The sequence below is a fragment of the Streptomyces sp. NPDC032126 genome (genome assembly GCF_055580085.1).
This window is the reverse complement of the sequence record NZ_JBVIMA010000001.1, coordinates 1,411,805-1,429,242: the sequence shown is the minus strand read 5'-3', so window position 1 is coordinate 1,429,242 and position 17,438 is coordinate 1,411,805. Positions and strand designations below refer to the sequence as shown.

The window sequence follows — 17,438 nt, the reverse complement described above, 5'->3', positions numbered from 1 at the left end:
TCAGCCGGCGGCGAGCAGGGTGAGGGTGTCGATCACCCGGTTGGAGAAGCCCCACTCGTTGTCGTACCAGGCGACCACCTTGACGTGGCGGCCGTCGACCCGGGTGAGCGCCGAGTCGAAGATCGACGAGGCGGGGTTGCCGGTGATGTCGGCGGACACCAGCGGGTCCTCCGAGTACTCGAGGATGCCGGCCAGCGGACCCTCGGCGGCCGCGCGGTAGGCGGCGAGCACGTCGTCGCGGGTCACGTCGCGGGCGACGGTCGTGTTCAGCTCGACGATCGAGCCCACCGGCACGGGGACGCGGATCGAGTCGCCGGACAGCTTGCCGTCGAGGTTCGGCAGCACGAGGCCGATCGCCTTGGCGGCGCCGGTCGTGGTGGGCACGATGTTGACGCCGGCGGCCCGGGCGCGGCGCGGGTCGCGGTGCGGGCCGTCCTGGAGGTTCTGCTCCTGCGTGTAGGCGTGCACCGTCGTCATGAAGCCGTGCTCGATGCCCGCGAGGTCGTCGAGGACCGCGGCCAGCGGCGCGAGCGCGTTGGTCGTGCACGAGGCGTTCGAGACGATCGTGTGCAGCTCGGCGTCGTAGGCGTCGGTGTTGACGCCGTAGGCGAGCGTGACGTCAGCGCCGTCGGACGGGGCGCTGACGAGCACCTTGCGCGCCCCCGCGTCGAGGTGGGCGCGGGCCGCCTTGGCCGAGGTGAAGCGGCCGGTGGCCTCCAGCACGATGTCGACGCCGAGCGCCGCCCACGGCAGCTGCGCGGGCTCCCGCTCGGCGAGCACCTGGATGCGCCGGCCGTCGACGACGAGGACGTCGCCGTCGACGGAGACCGGGCGGCCGAGCCGGCCGGCCGTGGAGTCGAAGGCGAGCAGCCGGGCAAGCGTGGCGGGCTCGGTGAGGTCGTTGACGGCGACGATCTCCAGGTCGGTGTCGCGTTCGAGAAGAGCGCGCAGCACGTTGCGTCCGATGCGGCCGAATCCGTTGATGGCGATGCGAGTCATGAGAGATGTCCCTTAGCGGTGCGAGTGCGCCTTCGGTGTCGGAACCAGCCTCTCGTGCGGCGTCCGCCGGTGACCTGGGCGCGAGCGCCATGGTTCGCAAGGATCTCGCCAGGGCCGGGCCCCCGGGACGCGCCTACTCGCCGCGGGTGAAGGTGCGCCGGTACTCGCTCGGCGTGGTGCCGAGGATCTGCTGGAAGTGCATCCGCAGGTTCGCGCCGGTGCCGAGGCCGACGTCGCCCGCGATCTGCTCGACGCTGCGCGCGGAGCGCTCCAGCAGCTCCCGGGCGAGGTCGATACGGGCCCGCATGACCCACTGCATGGGCGTGTAGCCGGTGTCCTCGACGAAGCGACGCGAGAAGGTGCGCGGTGAGACGGCGGCGTGCCGGGCGAGCACATCGAGGGTGAGGGGCTCGTCGAGCCGGTGCAGCGCCCACTCGCGGGTGGCGGCGAACCGCTCGCCCATCGGCTCCGGCACGCTGCGCGGCACGTACTGCGCCTGGCCGCCGCTGCGGTAGGGGGCGGCGACCAGGCGCCGGGCCGCGTGGTTGGAGGCGGCCACGCCGAGGTCGGCGCGCAGGATGTGCAGGCACAGGTCGATGCCCGAGGCGGCGCCGGCCGACGTCAGCACGCTGCCCTCGTCGACGAACAGGACGTTCTCGTCGACCTGGACGAGGGGGTGCCGGGCCGCCAGCGCGCGGGAGTAGTGCCAGTGCGTGGTGGCGCGCCGGCCGTCGAGCAGTCCGGTGGCGGCGAGCGCGAAGGCGCCGGTGGAGATGGCGGCCAGCCGGGCGCCCCGGGTGTGCGCGGTGAGCAGCGCGTCGACGACCGCGCGCGGCGGGTCCTCGCGGTCCGGGAAGCGGTAGCCGGGGATGAAGACGATGTCGGCCCAGGCGAGCGCCTCCAGACCGTGGGCGACGTGGTACGACAGCCCGTCACCGCCGGTCACCAGGCCCGGCGCCGGGCCGCACACCCGCACCTCGTACGGCATGCTCGCGCGGGTCGTGAACACCTGCGCGGGGATTCCGACGTCGAGGGGTTTGGCCCCTTCGAGGACGAGGACGGCGACGCGTCGCAGGCGGGAGGTCGGCACGGGGACAGCGTACGGAACGGGCGGCGGTGCCCTTTCCCCGGAGCCGGCGGTCCCCTTCCCCCGGACGCCAGGTCAGCTCCTGGTCGCGACGTAGTAGACGTTGATCGGATCGCCCTCGACGGACTTGGTGTCGACGGTGTCGAACCCGGCCTCGCCGAGCATCCGGACGGCCGTCTCCTGCCCCCAGGCGGTGCCGAGGCCGGCTCCGCCGGTGCTGAGGGAGGTCGTCATGCAGTAGAAGACGGAGAAGCCGAACAGCGCGGGCCCGAAGGGGTGGTCGACGTTCTGCTCCAGCTCGCTGGAGGCGGCGATGTCGCCCATGAGGAAGACGCCACCGGGGCGCAGCGCGCGGGCGATCGCCGTGAGCGTCTCGGCGGGCCGGGCCAGGTCGTGGATCACGTCGAAGGCGGTGACGAGGTCGTACCGGCCGGTGATGTCGGTCGAATCCGCCACGGTGTAGCCCACGTTGGGGACACCGGTGCGTGCCGCCTCGGCGCGGGCGACCTCGATGGCGGACTCCGACTGGTCCAGGCCGTGGAAGCGGCTGGCGGGGAAGGCGCGGGCGAGGACGAGGGGCGCGTGGCCCTGCCCGGTGCCCACGTCGAGGGCGTCGATGCCGTCCCGGAGGCGGTCGGTCAGCCCCGGCACCAAGGGCACGATCGCGTCCACGAGGGCCAGGTCGTAGACGCGCGCGGTCTCCTGGGCCTGGAGCGCCTGGAAGCGCGGGTAGGCCGAGTACGGCACTCCGCCGCCGTCGCGGAAGCAGCGGACGACCTGCTGTTCCACCTCTCCCATGAGCGCGATGTACGGCATCATGCCGGCCAGGTTGTCCGGGCCGGCGGCGCTGGTCAGCGACGCCGCGTGCTCCGGCGGCAGGTGGTAGGTCCGCCCCTCGGGTTCGTACGTGACGAAGCCGCCGACGACCATGCCGCCGAGCCATTCGCGTACGTACCGCTCGTCCAGGTCGGCCGCCTTGGCGATGTCGGCGCTGGACGACGGGGGAAGGCCGGCCAGGGTGTCGAAGAGACCGCACTGGTGGCCGACGCTGATGAGCAGCGCCAGGGCCGCCTTGTTGAGCACGTCGACGACCTCGCCGGCGAACGCCTCCCGCGCCGCCTCGTCCAGCGGCGCCTGCTGTGCTTCGGGACTCGACATGATCGCTCCTTGGGACGGCTGCTGACCGGACATAACCGGCTAATTGACTGTTTCCACACTATTTCGGATCGAGGGTGGCAGCCCTTACGAAACGAGGACGCCGCGAGGCGGCCTACGCAGTGGGGCCGGTGGGGCGCAGCAGGAGGATCGTGATGTCGTCGGTGGGCTGGGCGTCGGGCCAGGCCCGGTGGACGAGGCTGTCGGTCAGGGCGTCCAAAGGTTCGTCGGTGTCGGCGAGGTGGCGGGCGAGCGCCTCCGTGGTCAGGGCCGCGTCGGCGCCCGGGATCTCGGTGAGGCCGTCGGTGTAGAGGGCCAGGACGGCTCCGGGCGGCAGGGGTGCGGTGGTGACGGGACAGCGGGCGTCGGTGTCGATGCCCAGCAGCGGTCCCGATTCGATGTCCAGCACCCGGGCATGGTCCGGCGCCTCGCGCAGCAGGGGCGGTACATGCCCGGCGCTGGCCACGGTGAGACGGCCACGGGCCAGGTCGACGTGGGCGTAGAGGCAGGAGACGAGGAGCTCGGAGTCCATCTCGGTGAGCAGCCGGTTGGTGTGGGCGAGCACCTGGTCGGGAGGCGCCCCGGCCCTCGCGTGGGCGTGGAGGGCGGTGCGGACCTGACCCATGAGCGCGGCCGCGGCGATGCTGTGGCCCTCGACGTCGCCGATCACGGCCGCGGCGGTCGTGTCGTCGAGGCGGAGCACGTCGTAGAAGTCGCCGCCGACCTGGAGGCCGTGGGTGGCGGGCAGATAGCGGGCCGCGATGTCGAGGCCGGCCACCGTCGGCAGCGTCCGTGGCAGCAGGGCGTCCTGGAGGCACTGGACGAGGGAGTGCTGGGCGTCGTGGAGGCGGGCGCGGTCCAGCGCCTGGGCGATGAGTCCCGCCAGGGAGGTCAGCACGGCGCGTTCGTCGGCGGTGAAGGGGTGGGGACGGTCGTAGGAGAGGACGCAGCAGCCGACCGGGCGGCCCGTGATGATCAGCGGGAGGAACGCCCAGGCCTGCTTGCCGCTGATCCGGGGAGCGCCCGGATAGGCCTCGGCCATGTCGGCCGGTTCGGCGAAGAACGCGGGGACTCCGGTGGCGAGGACCTGTCCGGCGGGGGTGAGGCCGGTGTCCAGGGGCAGGCCGTCGAGGCGCCGGATGACGTCGGGGTCGTACCCGTGCGAGCCGATGATCTTCAGCCGGCCGGCGTCCGCGGCGGACAGCACCAGGCCCTGGGCGGCGAACGCGGGCAGGACCTCTCCGGCGATCAGCTCGACGAGGTCGCGCACGCTGACCACCTCCGTGAGCATGGCCGCGAGATGGACCAACTGGTAGAGGCGTCCGGTGGCGGCGGTGGCGGAGTCGCGGGAGCCGGTCGGCGGCGGGGCGGCCGCGGTCTGCTCCTGCCCCGGGGTGATGCGTACGCTGATGCCGCTGGCGTCCGGATAGAGCTGGAAGGTGAGCCAGTGGTCCGGGGGGCGCAGGGCGATGAAGGAGACGGGGGCGCGGCTGACGACCGCGGTGCGGTAGCGGTCCTCGTAGCCGGGGTCGTCCAGCCACGGCAGGGCCTGCCAGGGGCGCGTGCCCAGCAGCCGGCCGGTGTCCCGGCCGAGGAGTCGGGCGGCGGTGCTGGTGAGGAAGGTGATCCTGCCTTCGAGGTCGAGGGCGACGGCGCCTTCGGGGAGTCGTTCGGCGTAGTCGGCGGCCGCCGGTCCGGTCTGCGGGGGGCGCGGGGTGGTTCTGCCGGGGACGACGCGCGGCCGGTCGGGCAGGGAGGGCGGGCGGGCGGTGCCGTCCAGGATCCGGGCGAGGGCGGTGGCGTTCGTCGTGATGTGGGCGCGTTCGCGGGCCGTGAGGTCCCGGGGATGGTCGGCGGGCCACATCAGGACGACGCCGCCCCAGCGGCGGCGCACGCCGGTCACGGGGAACGCGGCGAGGGTGAAGCGGTACGGCAGGACCACGGCGGCGCGCGGATAGCGGCGGGCCATCTCGTCCTGGCCGCCGACCCAGACGAGCCGGTCGTCCCGGATCGCGTCGGCGACCGGCACGGGGGCGGTCAGCGGCAGCCGCTGCCAGGGGACGGTGAACTCCACGGGCAGCCCGCACACGGCCACCAGGCGCAGCGTGCCCTCCGCCTCGTCGATCAGGTAGAGGGCGCCCACCGAGGCGCCGGTGCGGTGCACGGTGCCGCCGAGCACCTCGTCGAGGGCGTCGTCCGGCGTCCCGATGAGACCCGGTGGCTCCTCGAACCCGGCCATCCCGACCTCCGCACGCCGCGCCGCGGTGCTGCTCTGACCGGCCCCGCGCGGCCGGCCCCACGGTCCCCATTGTCGTGCGCCGGGCGGGCTCGGGCATGTGCCGCGGCGGGCGGCGTCGCGGCACACGCCCGTGGTCAGTGCAGTTCGGCGGCCTCAGGAGTGTCGTCGAGGAAGCCGCCCGACTGGTGCTGCCAGAGCTTGGCGTAGGCGCCGTCCGTCGCGAGCAGCTCCTGGTGGGTGCCCTGCTCGACGATCCGTCCTCGGTCGAGGACCACGAGCTGGTCCATGCCGGCGACCGTGCTCAGCCGGTGCGCGACGACGAGCGCGGTCCGCCCCTCCATCAGCCGCCACAGCGCCTCCTGGACCAGGAGCTCGCTCTCGGAGTCCAGGGCGCTGGTCGCCTCGTCGAGCAGGAGGATCGGCGCGTCGCGCAGGATGGCCCGGGCGAGGGCTACGCGCTGCCGCTGACCGCCGGAGAGCTTGATCCCCCGCTCGCCCACGAGGGTCTCGAAGCCGTCCGGCAGCGTCTCGGCGAACTCGACGACGTGCGCCGCCTCGGCCGCGCGGCGGATCTCGGCGTCGGTGGCGTCCGGCCGGGCGAAGGCGATGTTGTCGCGCAGCGTGCGGTGGAACATGGCGGGCTCCTGCGGCACGTAGGCGATCAGTCCGCGCAGATCGGCCTGGCGCATGCGGCTGATGTCCTGGCCGCCGATCAGGATGCGGCCGGAGTCGATGTCGGTCATCCGCAGCAGCAGCCGGGTGAGGGTGGTCTTGCCGCCGCCGGAGCGGCCGACGAGCCCGATCTTCGTCCCGCTGGGCACGGCCAGGTCGAGGCCGTCGAACAGCCGCTCCGCACCCGCGTGGGTGAAGGTGACCTGTTCGAAGCGGACGTCGGCGGCCCGCAAGCCGAGCGGCTCCGGCGCCGGCGGGTCGACCACGGTCGGCCCGGTCAGCAGCAGTTCGGTGAACTGCGCGGCCTCCGTCATCGAGCTCTCCAGACGGCGGTAGATCTGGTTGAACTCGAACATGATCCGGGTCGCGTTGGAGTAGTACGTGAAGGCGACCACGACCGCCTCCACGCCGTGCCCCCTCCCGGCGAGCGCGACCGCGAGGACCAGCCCGAGCGCGCTGGTCAGCACGGACATCGGCGCGATGAAGGTGTCGATGCGCAGGTTCTGGTAGTCCCAGGAGCGCAGCGTGAGCCGCCGTGACGCCGCGACGCGGGACCGGTGTTCCGCGGCCTCGCGGGCCTCCGCGGCGAACGCCCGGACCGTGTCCATGTTCATCAGGACGTCGGCGACATGGCCCGACACCCGGGCGATGGCCTCCTCGCGCCGGTCGACCAGGGCCTGACGGCGACGGATCAGCGGCACCGCGCCCAGCGCGGTCACCACGATCATCGCCAGGAGCCCCACGACGAGCAGCGGGTCGTAGCGCCAGAGCATCACCGAGCCGAACGCCAGCGGCACGAAACTGCCCACGATCTGGAACGCCAGTGTGTCGGCGAACTCCTCGAAGCGGGAGGCGAAGCCGAGGACCCGCTTGGTCAGCGATCCGGCGAAGTTGTCGTGGAAGAACGCGGCGTCCTTGGCGAACAGTTCGTCCATGCCGATGACGTACAACTGCTCGATGCCGAGGGCGTCGAGGCGGTTCAGGCAGTGCATGCCGATGCGCCACAGCGTCTCCGCGAACAGCAGGACGCCGGTGAAGCCGAGGACGTACGGCCAGGTCGTACCGACGCCGATGTCCTGCTCGTCGGCGATCCGGGCGACGAGCTTCGCCACGATCAGCGGCGCGATATAGCTGATGCCGATGTTTCCGAGCGCGGGCAGCAGCAGTCCGGGCAGTGTGAGGCGTCGGAGCCGGGCCAACTCCCTTCCGTAGTAGCGCAGCGCGAGGAGCACGGAGCCCTTGCGCACCGATTCACTGGACGATTGAGGCGATCCCATCCCAGCCCTGTGTTCTCGTACGGCAGTTCGCCACATGGCTCACGTCGGACCGCTCGCGCGACGCACGGCGGCACCAACGTGTGAATCCGGGCCAATCAGACATCGCAGTGTCCCGCGAGGGCGCCATCGGAGTCCACGCGTTTTTCCGCCCGCCGAGGGGGGCGCGGCGGGCGCCGCTCGTTCAACTGCGCAGATATGAAGCCCCGTTGAGGTCGAGGATGGTTCCCGAGGACCATTCGGCGGCGGGTGAGGCGAGCCAGTGGACGGCCTCCGCGATCTCCTCGGGGGTGGCCACCCGGTTGAAGGGGCTCTGGGCGCGGATCGCGGCGCCCTCCTCCCCTTCGAGGCGGGAGGAGACGCGTTCGGAGGTGAAGAATCCGGGGGCGACCGAGGCGACGGCGATGCCGTAGGGCGCGAGGGAGACCGCGAGCGACTGGCCCAGGGAGTGCACCGCGGCCTTCGTCGCCCCGTAGGCGGGGTGGTCGGGCTCGCCCCGGAAGGCGCCCCGGGAGCCGATGTTGACGATCCTGCCGCCGGTGCCCTGGTCGATCATCCGCCGCGCGGCGAGGTGGCTGAGGTTGGCCGTGGCGAGCAGATTCACGGCCACGTGCTGCTGCCAGACGGCGACCCACTCGTCGTAGGGCGTCTCCGGCAAGGGGTGGCGGAAGCCGACGGCCGCGTTGTTCACGAGGACGTCGATCCCGCCGAGCGTCTCCGCCGCCTCGTCCACGACCGCGGCCGCACCGCGCGGGTCGGCGAGGTCGCCGCCGACCAGGATGTGGCCCGTTCCGGCGAGGGAGGCGAGGGTGTCGCGGGCGTCCTCGGCGCGCGAGCCGTAGTGGACGGCGACCCGGTCACCGCCCGCCGCGAACGCCTGTGCCACGGCGCGGCCGAGACCCCGGGACGCGCCGCTGACGAGGACGCGCCGGCCGGAAGCGGGCAGTTGCATGCGGATGCCTTTCGATCGGACGAGGGCGACCGCCGGGACCTCACGGCCCCGGCGGCGAACAGGCGTTCCTTGCCGCCGTCAGAATACGGTTCGGCTCCTCGTGAAGATCATCCGGCGTGGGCGCGCGCGGCCCGACGGCGAGGGCGCCCGCGGCCTCGCCGGTCCGGCGCGGGCATGCGCGGCCCGACGGCCAGGGCACCTGCGGCCTCACCCCGTCCGGCGCGGGCGTGCACGGCCCGACGGCCAGGGCGCCCGCAGCCTCACCCGTCCGGCACAGGCGCGGGCGGTCCGGCCGCCAGGGCGCCCGCGGCCTCACCCGTCCGGCTCAGGCGCGTCAGGCGCGGCCGACGAGCTCGTATCCGGCCTCGTCGACGGCGGCCCGGACGGCCTCCTCGTCGAGCGGGGCGGCGGAGACGACGGTCACCTCGCCGGAACTGGCGACGGCCGTGACGGAGGTGACGCCGTCGAGCGCGGAGATCTCCCCGGACACCGCGCCCTCGCAGTGGCCGCAGGTCATGCCGGAGACCTTGTAGACGGTGGTGACGCCCGGAGCCTGGATCCGGAGCTCGGACGAGGCACCGGAGCCGCACGAGCCGCCGCAGCAGGAGCCGGTGGTGGTCGTGGTGTTCGCCTCAGTGGTCATGGCGTGATCCTCGCTATGGGTACGGGCATGGACTGCCGGAGGGCCACGGGAACGCCGCCCTCACACACCCGGACTATACCCCCAGGGGGTATGGAAGGGAAGCGGCGCCCGGGAGAGCGCGGCGGTCAGTGGGCGTGCGGCACGCCGGTCGGCTGCGGCCTGGTGTGCGGTACGAGGACCAGGCACACCAGGGCGGCCAGCGCGGCCACGGCCGCGCTGAGCGCGAAGGCGTCCCGGAACCCGTCGGCCGAGCCCCGCTCGATGCCGGAGGCGGCGACGGTGGACAGCACCGCGACACCGATCGACCCGCCCACCTCGTGGAAGGTGTTCACGACGCCGGAGGCGAGACCGGCCTCCTCGGGGGCGACGAGGGCGAGCGCGGTGGTGGTGGCGGTGACGAAGACGGCGCCGACCCCGAGCGAGGCGACGGCCAGCCCCGGCAGCAGCCGCGCGTAGACGCTGCCGTCCGCCGGGAGCCAGGCCAGCGGAAGCGTCCCGGCCGCCGCCAGCGCGAGCCCCGCCACCGCGGTGACCCGGCTGCCGATCCGGCCGACGAGCCGCGAGCCGAGGTGCGCGCCGACGCCGGTGGCCACGGCGACGGGAAGGAAGACCAGCCCGGTCCGCAGCGGGCTGAAGCCGCGCAGGTGCTGGAGGTAGACCGAGCCGAGGAAGAAGAACCCGATGAGCAGGGCGGTGGCGACGAGCATCAGGAACGCGCCGGCCACCACGGGGCGCCGGGTGAGCATCCGCAGGTCCATCAGCGGGGCCCGGCTCGCCCGCTCGACGGCGGCGAACGCGGCGTAGAGCACCAGGGCGCCGAGCAGGGGCAGGACGGCGGTCGCACTCCCCCAGCCCGCGTCGCCCGCCTCGACCAGGCCGTAGATGAGCGCCCCTGTGCCGGAGGTGACCAGCAGGGCGCCGGGCAGGTCGAGGCGCGCGGGCCGGGGTGCGCGGCGCGGGAGCAGTGCGGGCAGCGTCACGAGCGCGAGGACGCCGACGGGGACGTTGACGAAGAAGACCCACTCCCAGCCGGGGCCGTCGGTCAGCGCGCCGCCGACCAGGACACCGACGGCCGAGCCGGTGCCGCCGAGGGCCGCCCAGACGCCGAGGGCCTTGTTGCGCTCGGGCCCGTGGAAGGTGGTCGTGACGAGGGAGAGCGCGGCCGGGGACAGCAGCGCGGCCCCTATGCCTTGCAGAACGCGGCCGGTCAGCAGCAGGGGTGCGCCGTCGGCGAGCCCGGTGACGAGGGACGCGCCGGTGAACACCGCCAGGCCGGCGAGGACGGTGCGATGGGCGCCCAGCGCGTCGGCGAGCCGTCCGCCGAGCAGCATCAGTCCGCCGAAGCACAGGGTGTAGGCGGTCACGACCCAGGTGAGGGCCTCACGGCCGAGGTGGAGGTCGGCGGCCATGTCGGGCAGGGCCACGTTCACCACCGTGACGTCCAGGACCAGCATGAACTGGGCCAGGCAGAGCACGGCGAGCAGGGTCCAGCGGCGCGGTACGGGCGGGGGCGCCGGGGCGTGTTCCGCGGGCAGGGTGTGCGGGGCGTGGCTCATGACGATTCCTCCGTACGGCCTTGAGGGGGCGTGGCGCGGCGCGGCGGCCGGAGGGACGGCGGCCCGGTTCTCTCCGCCACCCTCATCAAGTGAACTGTACGGCTCAGTTCATATGAACTCAACCGTTCAGTTCAGATGCTGGGTAGACTGCCGTCATGACCGCACCGAACGCCGCCCCGTCCGCCAGACAGCGCCCCGCCGGCCCGCGTGCCGAGGCCAAGCGGCAGGCGATCGTGACGGCGGCCCGCGAGCTGTTCCTGCGGGAGGGCTTCGAGGTGAGCGTGGACGCGATCGCGGCGGCCGCCGGAGTGTCCAAGGTGACCGTCTACAACCACTTCGGCAGCAAGGAGGCCCTGTTCATCGGGGTCATCAAGGACGCGCTCGACGCCCCGCTCGGCGCCGCCCCGGTCGACGCCCTCGGCCGTCTCACCGAGAGCGACGACCTGCGCGGGGCCTTCGTGGCGGTGGCCCGGGCCTGGGTGGACGGCATCCGCGCCAACCCGGACATCATCACCCTGCGCAATGTCGTCGCCCGCGAACTGCACCGCTTCCCCGAACTCGGCACGGTCTGGCACGGCTCCGGACCCGAGCACCATCACCCCGCCGTGGCCGGGGCGTTGCAGCACCTGGTGGATCAGGGGCGGCTGGACATCCCCGACCTGGAGGTCGCCATCCTCCAGCTGTACGCGCTGCTGCTCTACCCCCACCTGGTGTTCGGCGCGTACGGAACGTCCCTGGAGGACGACCTCAGCGAGCGACTGATCAGCGGCGGCGTCGACATGTTCCTCGGCCGGTACGCGCCGGGCCACGACCGGGACTGACGGCCGCCGCCCCGAGGCCGGCGCTCCGCCGCGTCGGGAGGGTGTGACATACCCCCTGGGGGATACTCACCCCCAGACCGTCCGGCACGGCGAAGGGTCCCCATGATGGAGGCGATCACAGACGCCCTGTTCATCGCCGGCTCGATGACCTGGGAAGTCACCTGGGCGCTGATCCTCGGCTTCACGCTGTCGGCCGTGGTGCAGGCGGTGGTGCGCCGCGCGACCGTCGTACGGCTGCTCGGCGACGACCGCCCCCGCACCCTCGCGGTGTCCGCGGGGCTCGGCGCGGCCTCGTCGTCCTGCTCCTACGCGGCCGTCGCCCTCGCCCGCTCCCTGTTCCGCAAGGGCGCGGACTTCACGGCGGCCATGGCCTTCGAGATCGCGTCGACCAACCTGGTGATCGAACTGGGCGTCATCCTGGCCCTGTTGATGGGCTGGCAGTTCACCGCCGCGGAGTTCACCGGCGGCCCGGTCATGATCGTCGTCCTCGCCGTGCTGTTCCGGGTGTTCCTGCGCGAGCGGCTGCTGCGCCAGGCGCGGGAACAGGCCGAACGCGGGATCGCGGGGTCGATGGAGGGGCACGCGGCGATGGACATGTCGGTGCGCGGCGAGGGGGGCTTCGCCCGCCGGCTGCTGTCCCGCGACGGCTTCACGTCGGTGTCGCACATCTTCGTCATGGAGTGGGCGGCGATCGTGCGCGACCTGGTGGCCGGACTGCTGATCGCGGGCGCGATCGCCGCGTGGGTGCCCGACGACTTCTGGCGCGCCTTCTTCCTGGAGGGCCACCCGCTGGCGGCCAAGGTGGTCGGGCCGCTGATCGGACCGCTCGTGGCGATCGCCGCGTTCGTGTGCTCCATCGGCAACGTCCCGCTCGCGGTCGTGCTGTGGAAGGGCGGCATCAGCTTCGGCGGGGTGATCTCCTTCATCTACGCGGACCTGCTGATCCTGCCGATCCTGAACATCTACCGGAAGTACTACGGGGCCCGCATGGCGGTGTTCCTGCTGGGGACGTTCTTCGCCGCGGCGGCGGTGGCCGGGTACGCGGTCGAGTTCGTGTTCGGGGGCCTCGGCCTGGTGCCCGACCAGGCGGACGCGACGATCCCCGAGGAGGGCGTCGGCTGGAACTACACCACGTGGCTCAACATCGCGTTCCTCCTGCTGGCCGCGGCCCTGGTCGTACGGTTCCTGCGCACCGGCGGCCCCGCGATGCTCCGCATGATGGGCGACGCGCCCGCCCACGAGCCCGCCCACGAGCACGAGCCCCATCATCACTGACGGCCGGCACACCACCGCCGGTACCGCCGGTCCGCACATCGCCGCCGCGCGGAGTTACGGTGATCGTGTGACGTCCGATGCAACGCCGGCCGCCTCCCCGCCGCCGACCGGCGTCGACGCGATGGCCGCGCTCGCCGTCCTGGGCGACGAGTCGAGGCGACGGCTGCTGGAGTTCGTGCGGCGCGCCCCACGCCCGGTGACCCGCGAGGAGGCGTCCGCCGCGGTGGGCATCTCGCGCAAGCTGGCCGCCTTCCACCTGGAGAAACTGGTGGCGTCGGGGCTGCTCCAGGCCCGGCACGGACACGCCGGTGCGCGCCGCGTGGGCCGTACGCCGAAGGTATACGTGGCCAATCCCCACACGGTCGCGATCAGCCTTCCACCCCGCCGTCACGAACTGCTCGCCTCGGTCCTGGCCGAGGCGGTGACCAGCCAGCGCCCCGGCGAGAGCGCACGTGACGCGGCCCTCAGGGTGGCCGGGGAACGCGGCGCGGCCATGGGAGCCGAGGCCCACACCGGCGATGTCACCGCGTTCCTGGAGATGCTGGGCTTCGACCCGGCGGACGCCGGGGGCGGGCGGACCGTGCTGCACAACTGCCCGTTCCACCCCGTCGCCGAGCAGGCGCCCGAGCTGGTCTGCGGCATGAACCACGCCTTCCTGTGCGGCTATCTCGCCGCCTCGGGCAACACGGGGACCACGACCGCCGTCCTCACCCCTCACCGGGAGACCTGCTGCGTCGAACTGCGGACGGGTGAATCCCCCGAGTAGCGGGTCTCCACAGGGCATTTACACACCCCTTGAGGGGCATTGCCCGATTTGAGCCCGTATGGAGGAATGCGGAACTCCTATGGCGCACTTCACAAGTCGGGCCAGGATTTCCTCAACCTCGCCCCAGCACATACGCAATTGAGAACACCAGGGCCTCTTGAACCCGCCCTCGCGGTATCTCCGACGGTTGCGATCAGGAATTGACTCGCGCAAAAGTCCACTCCCGTTCGGGCCATTCCCGACACGACCACCATCGGACTGCGGGGAAAGGTCCAGCACCACATGCACATGCCCCATGGAAAACGACGCCGCCCCCGACGCACCCTGGCCCGGAAGGCGGCGCCCCTCGTACTCGCCGGCGCGATCATCGCCGCCGGAAGCACGGCGATGGCGACCCAGTCGACGTCGACATCGACGTCGGCCGATGTGATCGTCGACTCCCTCTCCGTGTCGCCGGTGTCCGGCGGACAATTCGCGGCCACCGCGACCCTGCATTCCGCTCGCACGATCAAGGTGCAGGAACTGGCGGTCAAGGCGCGGTCCGCGAGCGGTTCGACCGTCGATTTCCCCGGTGCCACGGCGGCGAGGGTGGATGCCGTCCCCAGCACCTACACCTCGGGGAGCCGTACGTTCCCCACCGGCACGTACACCTACTTCGTGGCGTACAAGACCCACGGCATCTGGCACGACCTGTCTCCGGTGAAGACGTTCGCCTCCGGCACCGCGTCCACGACCACGTCACCGAGCCCGACCGCCGCGCCCAGCACCTCCGCGACACCGACGCCCACGCCGACGCAGACGCAGACGCAGACGGCGACACCGGCGCCCACCTCGACCGCCCCGACCGGCTCGGGCGCGCCGCTGGGCATCCCCGGCACCTGGCACCAGGTGTTCGGTGACGAGTTCAGCGGCACCACGCTCGACTCCACCAAGTGGAACCCGAACTGGCTGGGCTGCCCCACCTGCATCACCAAGCCGGTCAACTCCGCCGAGCAGGGCGCCTACGCGCCCTCCCAGGTCAGCGTGAACGGCGGCGCACTGCATCTGACGGCCATTCAGCAGCAGACCACGGCGAACAACGGCACGACGTACCCGTACCGTTCGGGTCTGGTCGAGAGCAACGGCAAGGCCCAGTTCACCTATGGCGCCTTCGAGGCGAGGATCTACTCGCCGGGCTCCAACTCCCAGATCTCCAACTGGCCGGCATTCTGGACCGACGGTCAGCAATGGCCCACCGACGGTGAATTGGACGTCATGGAAGGGCTGAGCGGTCACGCCTGCTATCACTTCCATTCCGACGCGGGCGGCCCCGGCGGCTGCGCCTCCGGCGATTTCACCGGGTGGCACACCTACGGCGCCGAATGGAAAGCGGGCTCCGTCACGTACTACTACGACGGAAAGCAGGTCGGACAGATCACCACCGGAATCACCTCGCAGCCGATGTACCTGATCCTCAACAACGGGGTCGGCACTCAGAACGGCGGTCCGACGGTCACTCCGGCCGACATGATGGTCGACTACGTGAGGGTCTGGCAGCACTGACCCGACGAGGCGTCCGCGTGGCCTCCTCGCTCCCCCGTGAATGGCGCGTACAGGTCGTGCGGCGGCTTCCGTGGCCGCCGTACCGTCGCCGAGGGAACCCCCACGGGCGGGTGAGGAGGCCACGACATGCCGCGTCGGGCGGAGGTCGCCGTCATCGGCGGCGGAAGTGCCGGGATCAGCGTCGCCGCCCGGCTGCGCCGCGCCGGCGTCATGGACATCACCGTCGTCGAGCCGTCCGACACCCACTGGTACCAGCCGCTGTGGACCCTGGTGGGCGGCGGCCAGGCGCCCCTGCGCAGCTCGCGCCGCCCCGAAGGGTCCGTGATGCCGGACGGCGTGCGCTGGATCCGCCGGCGCGCCCTCGCCGTCGACCCCGACGCCCGCACGGTGACCCTCTCGGGCGGCGCCCGGCTCCCCTTCACGCACCTGGTGATGGCGCCGGGCCTGCAGCTCGACTGGGACGGCGTCCCCGGTCTCGCCGAGGCGATCGGCCACGACCGGGTGAGCAGCAACTACGCGCCGGAGTACGCCCCGCGCACCTGGCGGCTCATCCAGAGGATGCGCTCGGGCACCGCCGTCTTCACCCATCCGGCCACCCCGCTGAAGTGCGGCGGCGCCCCGCAGAAGATCGCCTACCTGGCCGCCGACCACTGGCGCCGCCAGAAGGTCCTGGACCGCATCCGCGTCGTCCTGGTCATCCCCGACCCCGCGCTGTTCAAGGTGCCCGCGTGGTCCCGGGTGCTGGAACGGGCGGCCGAGCGCTACGGCATCGAGGTCCGCCTGAACTCCGAGGTGACCGCCGTCGACGGCGCGAACCGCCGGGTCACCGTCACCGACCGCGCGCACGGCACCGAGGAGACCATCGGCTACGACCTCCTGCACGCCGTACCGCCGCAGAGCGCGCCCGACTGGGTGAAGGCGAGCCCGCTCGCCGATCCGGCGAGCCCGCAGGGATTCGTCGCCGCCGACCGGCACACCCTCCAGCACCCCCGGCACGGCCATGTCTTCGCCCTCGGCGACGTGGCCCACCTGCCCACGTCCAAGACCGGAGCCGCCGTCCGCAAGCAGGCGCCGGTGGTCGCCGCCAACCTGCTGGACGTCCTCAACGGCCGCGCGCCCTCACGCCGGTACGACGGCTACACCTCCTGTCCCCTGGTCACCGCCCGCGACCGGATGGTGCTCGCCGAGTTCGACTACGACCTGCGTCCCGCACCGACGTTCCCGCTGATCGACACCTTCAAGGAACGGCGGGACATGTGGCTGTTCAAGCGGTACGTGCTGCCGCCGGTGTACTGGCACGGGATGCTCACCGGCCGCCTGTGAGGGCCTGATTGGCACGGTCTCCCAGTGGCGCGCCGCTCAGGTGAGGAGTTCGGCGAGTCGCGCCATCTCGGTGGGCGGGTCGATCACCGGTTGGATGAGGAGTTCGTCGACGCCCGCCTTCTCCAGGGCGGCGACGCGGGTGCGGAGGTCGTCGCGGGTGCCGACGAGGGCCACGCTGTTCATCAGCGACGGCAGGACCAGATCCCGGTCCCGGGGTGCGATGCGTCCGAGGTAGTTGGGGTAGAGCCTGGTGTACCGGTCCGGCGCGGTGGCGGTGGTGCCACGCCGGTCGAGGAGTTGTCGCACCGCCTCCCGCAGTTCGGGGCCGAGTTGTTCGGCGAAGGCGGGTGTGTCGGCGGCGAAGCCCAGCAGCGACAGGACGAGGTGATCGGTCGCGTCCCGGGCCGCGTCGCTGTCGGCGTCCTCGTCGTCGCCCAGCAGATGGAGCGCGGTGACCACGTAGGAGTACGCGGAGGAGCCGGGGTCGCCGAGCGTGCCGTGGGCCGCCCGACGGCGGGTGTCGTGAAGGGCCTGCCAGGCGGTGGGATCGAGCAGGCCGAACGAGATGAGGCCGGCACCGCGGCGGCCGGCCACGGCCGCGGCCTTGGGTCCGTGCAGCGCGGCCACGACGAACTCGATCGGATCGGTGGTGTTCACCTGCGCCCCGGCGTGCAGGAACCGGATGTCGCGGACCCGCTCTCCTTCGCGGTACTCGGTCGAGCGCCCGGCGCACAGATCCTGCAGCGCCGCGGTGAAGCTCTCCAGCTCGGCCGAGGTGGTCGGCCGCATGCCCAGGGTGCGCCGGGCGGTGTTCCCGGTACCGACCCCGCAGATGATCCGGCCCGGTGCCAGGGCGTTGAGGCTGGCGAACCCGCTCGCCGCGGCCGGGGCCGAGCGCAACGCCGGTGAGGTCACGCCGATCCCGAGCCGGATGCGACGGGTGGCCTTCGCGCACAGGCTCAAGGCGACGAAAGGGTCACCGTGGACCATCGGCGTGTCGTTGACCCAGAAGCTGCGCAAGCCCAACTCCTCGGCCCGTACGGCGAGTTCCTCCACACCGGGGTGCGCGGCGACGACGACACCTGCACGCATCGAGCCTCCAGGGCAGAGGGATCGGATCGAGCTCGCTCATGC

The 17,438-nt window shown here is 72.5% G+C and carries 14 protein-coding genes; 5 read left to right on the top strand and 9 right to left on the bottom strand.

The annotated features are described in order from the left end of the window. The 8 genes from gap to ACZ5NW_RS06050 form a co-directional block, all read right to left on the bottom strand. Entirely contained in the window at positions 1 to 999 is a 999-nt protein-coding gene (gap, locus tag ACZ5NW_RS06085; protein ID WP_468742505.1) for a type I glyceraldehyde-3-phosphate dehydrogenase, read from the bottom strand. Between the two features lie 133 nt (positions 1,000 to 1,132). Further along, positions 1,133 to 2,089 (bottom strand): GlxA family transcriptional regulator, encoded by a 957-nt coding sequence (locus tag ACZ5NW_RS06080; RefSeq protein ID WP_468742504.1) that lies wholly within the window; start codon positions 2,087 to 2,089, stop codon positions 1,133 to 1,135. Between the two features lie 72 nt (positions 2,090 to 2,161). Next, entirely contained in the window at positions 2,162 to 3,244 is a 1,083-nt protein-coding gene (locus ACZ5NW_RS06075; RefSeq protein ID WP_468742503.1) for a methyltransferase domain-containing protein, read from the bottom strand. A 112-nt stretch (positions 3,245 to 3,356) separates the two neighbouring features. Then, positions 3,357 to 5,480, bottom strand: coding sequence for a SpoIIE family protein phosphatase (locus ACZ5NW_RS06070; protein WP_468742502.1), 2,124 nt, complete (start codon positions 5,478 to 5,480; stop codon positions 3,357 to 3,359). 134 nt (positions 5,481 to 5,614) lie between these two features. Next, positions 5,615 to 7,429 (bottom strand): ABC transporter ATP-binding protein, encoded by a 1,815-nt coding sequence (locus tag ACZ5NW_RS06065; RefSeq protein WP_468742501.1) that lies wholly within the window; start codon positions 7,427 to 7,429, stop codon positions 5,615 to 5,617. Positions 7,430 to 7,610: 181 nt separating this feature from the next. Then, a complete protein-coding gene (locus ACZ5NW_RS06060; RefSeq protein WP_468742500.1) occupies positions 7,611 to 8,378 on the bottom strand; it encodes an SDR family NAD(P)-dependent oxidoreductase in 768 nt (255 codons plus the stop codon). 334 nt (positions 8,379 to 8,712) lie between these two features. Next, positions 8,713 to 9,021, bottom strand: a complete 309-nt coding sequence (locus tag ACZ5NW_RS06055) for a heavy-metal-associated domain-containing protein (protein ID WP_468742499.1) — start codon at positions 9,019 to 9,021, stop codon at positions 8,713 to 8,715. 125 nt (positions 9,022 to 9,146) lie between these two features. After that, complete coding sequence (locus ACZ5NW_RS06050) at positions 9,147 to 10,577, bottom strand: MFS transporter (RefSeq protein ID WP_468742498.1); 1,431 nt, start codon at positions 10,575 to 10,577, stop codon at positions 9,147 to 9,149. 155 nt (positions 10,578 to 10,732) lie between these two features. On the opposite strand from ACZ5NW_RS06050, the gene ACZ5NW_RS06045 reads away from it, so the two are divergent. From ACZ5NW_RS06045 to ACZ5NW_RS06025, 5 genes are all read left to right on the top strand, one after another. Further along, on the top strand, positions 10,733 to 11,398 hold the full coding sequence (locus ACZ5NW_RS06045; protein ID WP_468742497.1) for a TetR/AcrR family transcriptional regulator: 666 nt from the start codon (positions 10,733 to 10,735) through the stop codon (positions 11,396 to 11,398). 105 nt (positions 11,399 to 11,503) lie between these two features. Next, the gene (locus tag ACZ5NW_RS06040; protein ID WP_468742496.1) at positions 11,504 to 12,673 is read left to right on the top strand and encodes a permease; all 1,170 of its coding nucleotides are present in this window, start codon (positions 11,504 to 11,506) and stop codon (positions 12,671 to 12,673) included. 67 nt (positions 12,674 to 12,740) lie between these two features. After that, on the top strand, positions 12,741 to 13,439 hold the full coding sequence (locus tag ACZ5NW_RS06035) for a helix-turn-helix transcriptional regulator (protein WP_468742495.1): 699 nt from the start codon (positions 12,741 to 12,743) through the stop codon (positions 13,437 to 13,439). Between the two features lie 282 nt (positions 13,440 to 13,721). Beyond that, positions 13,722 to 14,981 (top strand): glycoside hydrolase family 16 protein, encoded by a 1,260-nt coding sequence (locus tag ACZ5NW_RS06030; RefSeq protein WP_468742494.1) that lies wholly within the window; start codon positions 13,722 to 13,724, stop codon positions 14,979 to 14,981. 126 nt (positions 14,982 to 15,107) lie between these two features. Continuing rightward, positions 15,108 to 16,304 (top strand): NAD(P)/FAD-dependent oxidoreductase, encoded by a 1,197-nt coding sequence (locus ACZ5NW_RS06025; protein ID WP_468742493.1) that lies wholly within the window; start codon positions 15,108 to 15,110, stop codon positions 16,302 to 16,304. Between the two features lie 36 nt (positions 16,305 to 16,340). On the opposite strand, the gene ACZ5NW_RS06020 is transcribed toward ACZ5NW_RS06025, so the two are convergent. Then, a complete protein-coding gene (locus ACZ5NW_RS06020; RefSeq protein WP_468742492.1) occupies positions 16,341 to 17,396 on the bottom strand; it encodes an LLM class flavin-dependent oxidoreductase in 1,056 nt (351 codons plus the stop codon). Between the last annotated feature and the right edge of the window lie 42 nt (positions 17,397 to 17,438).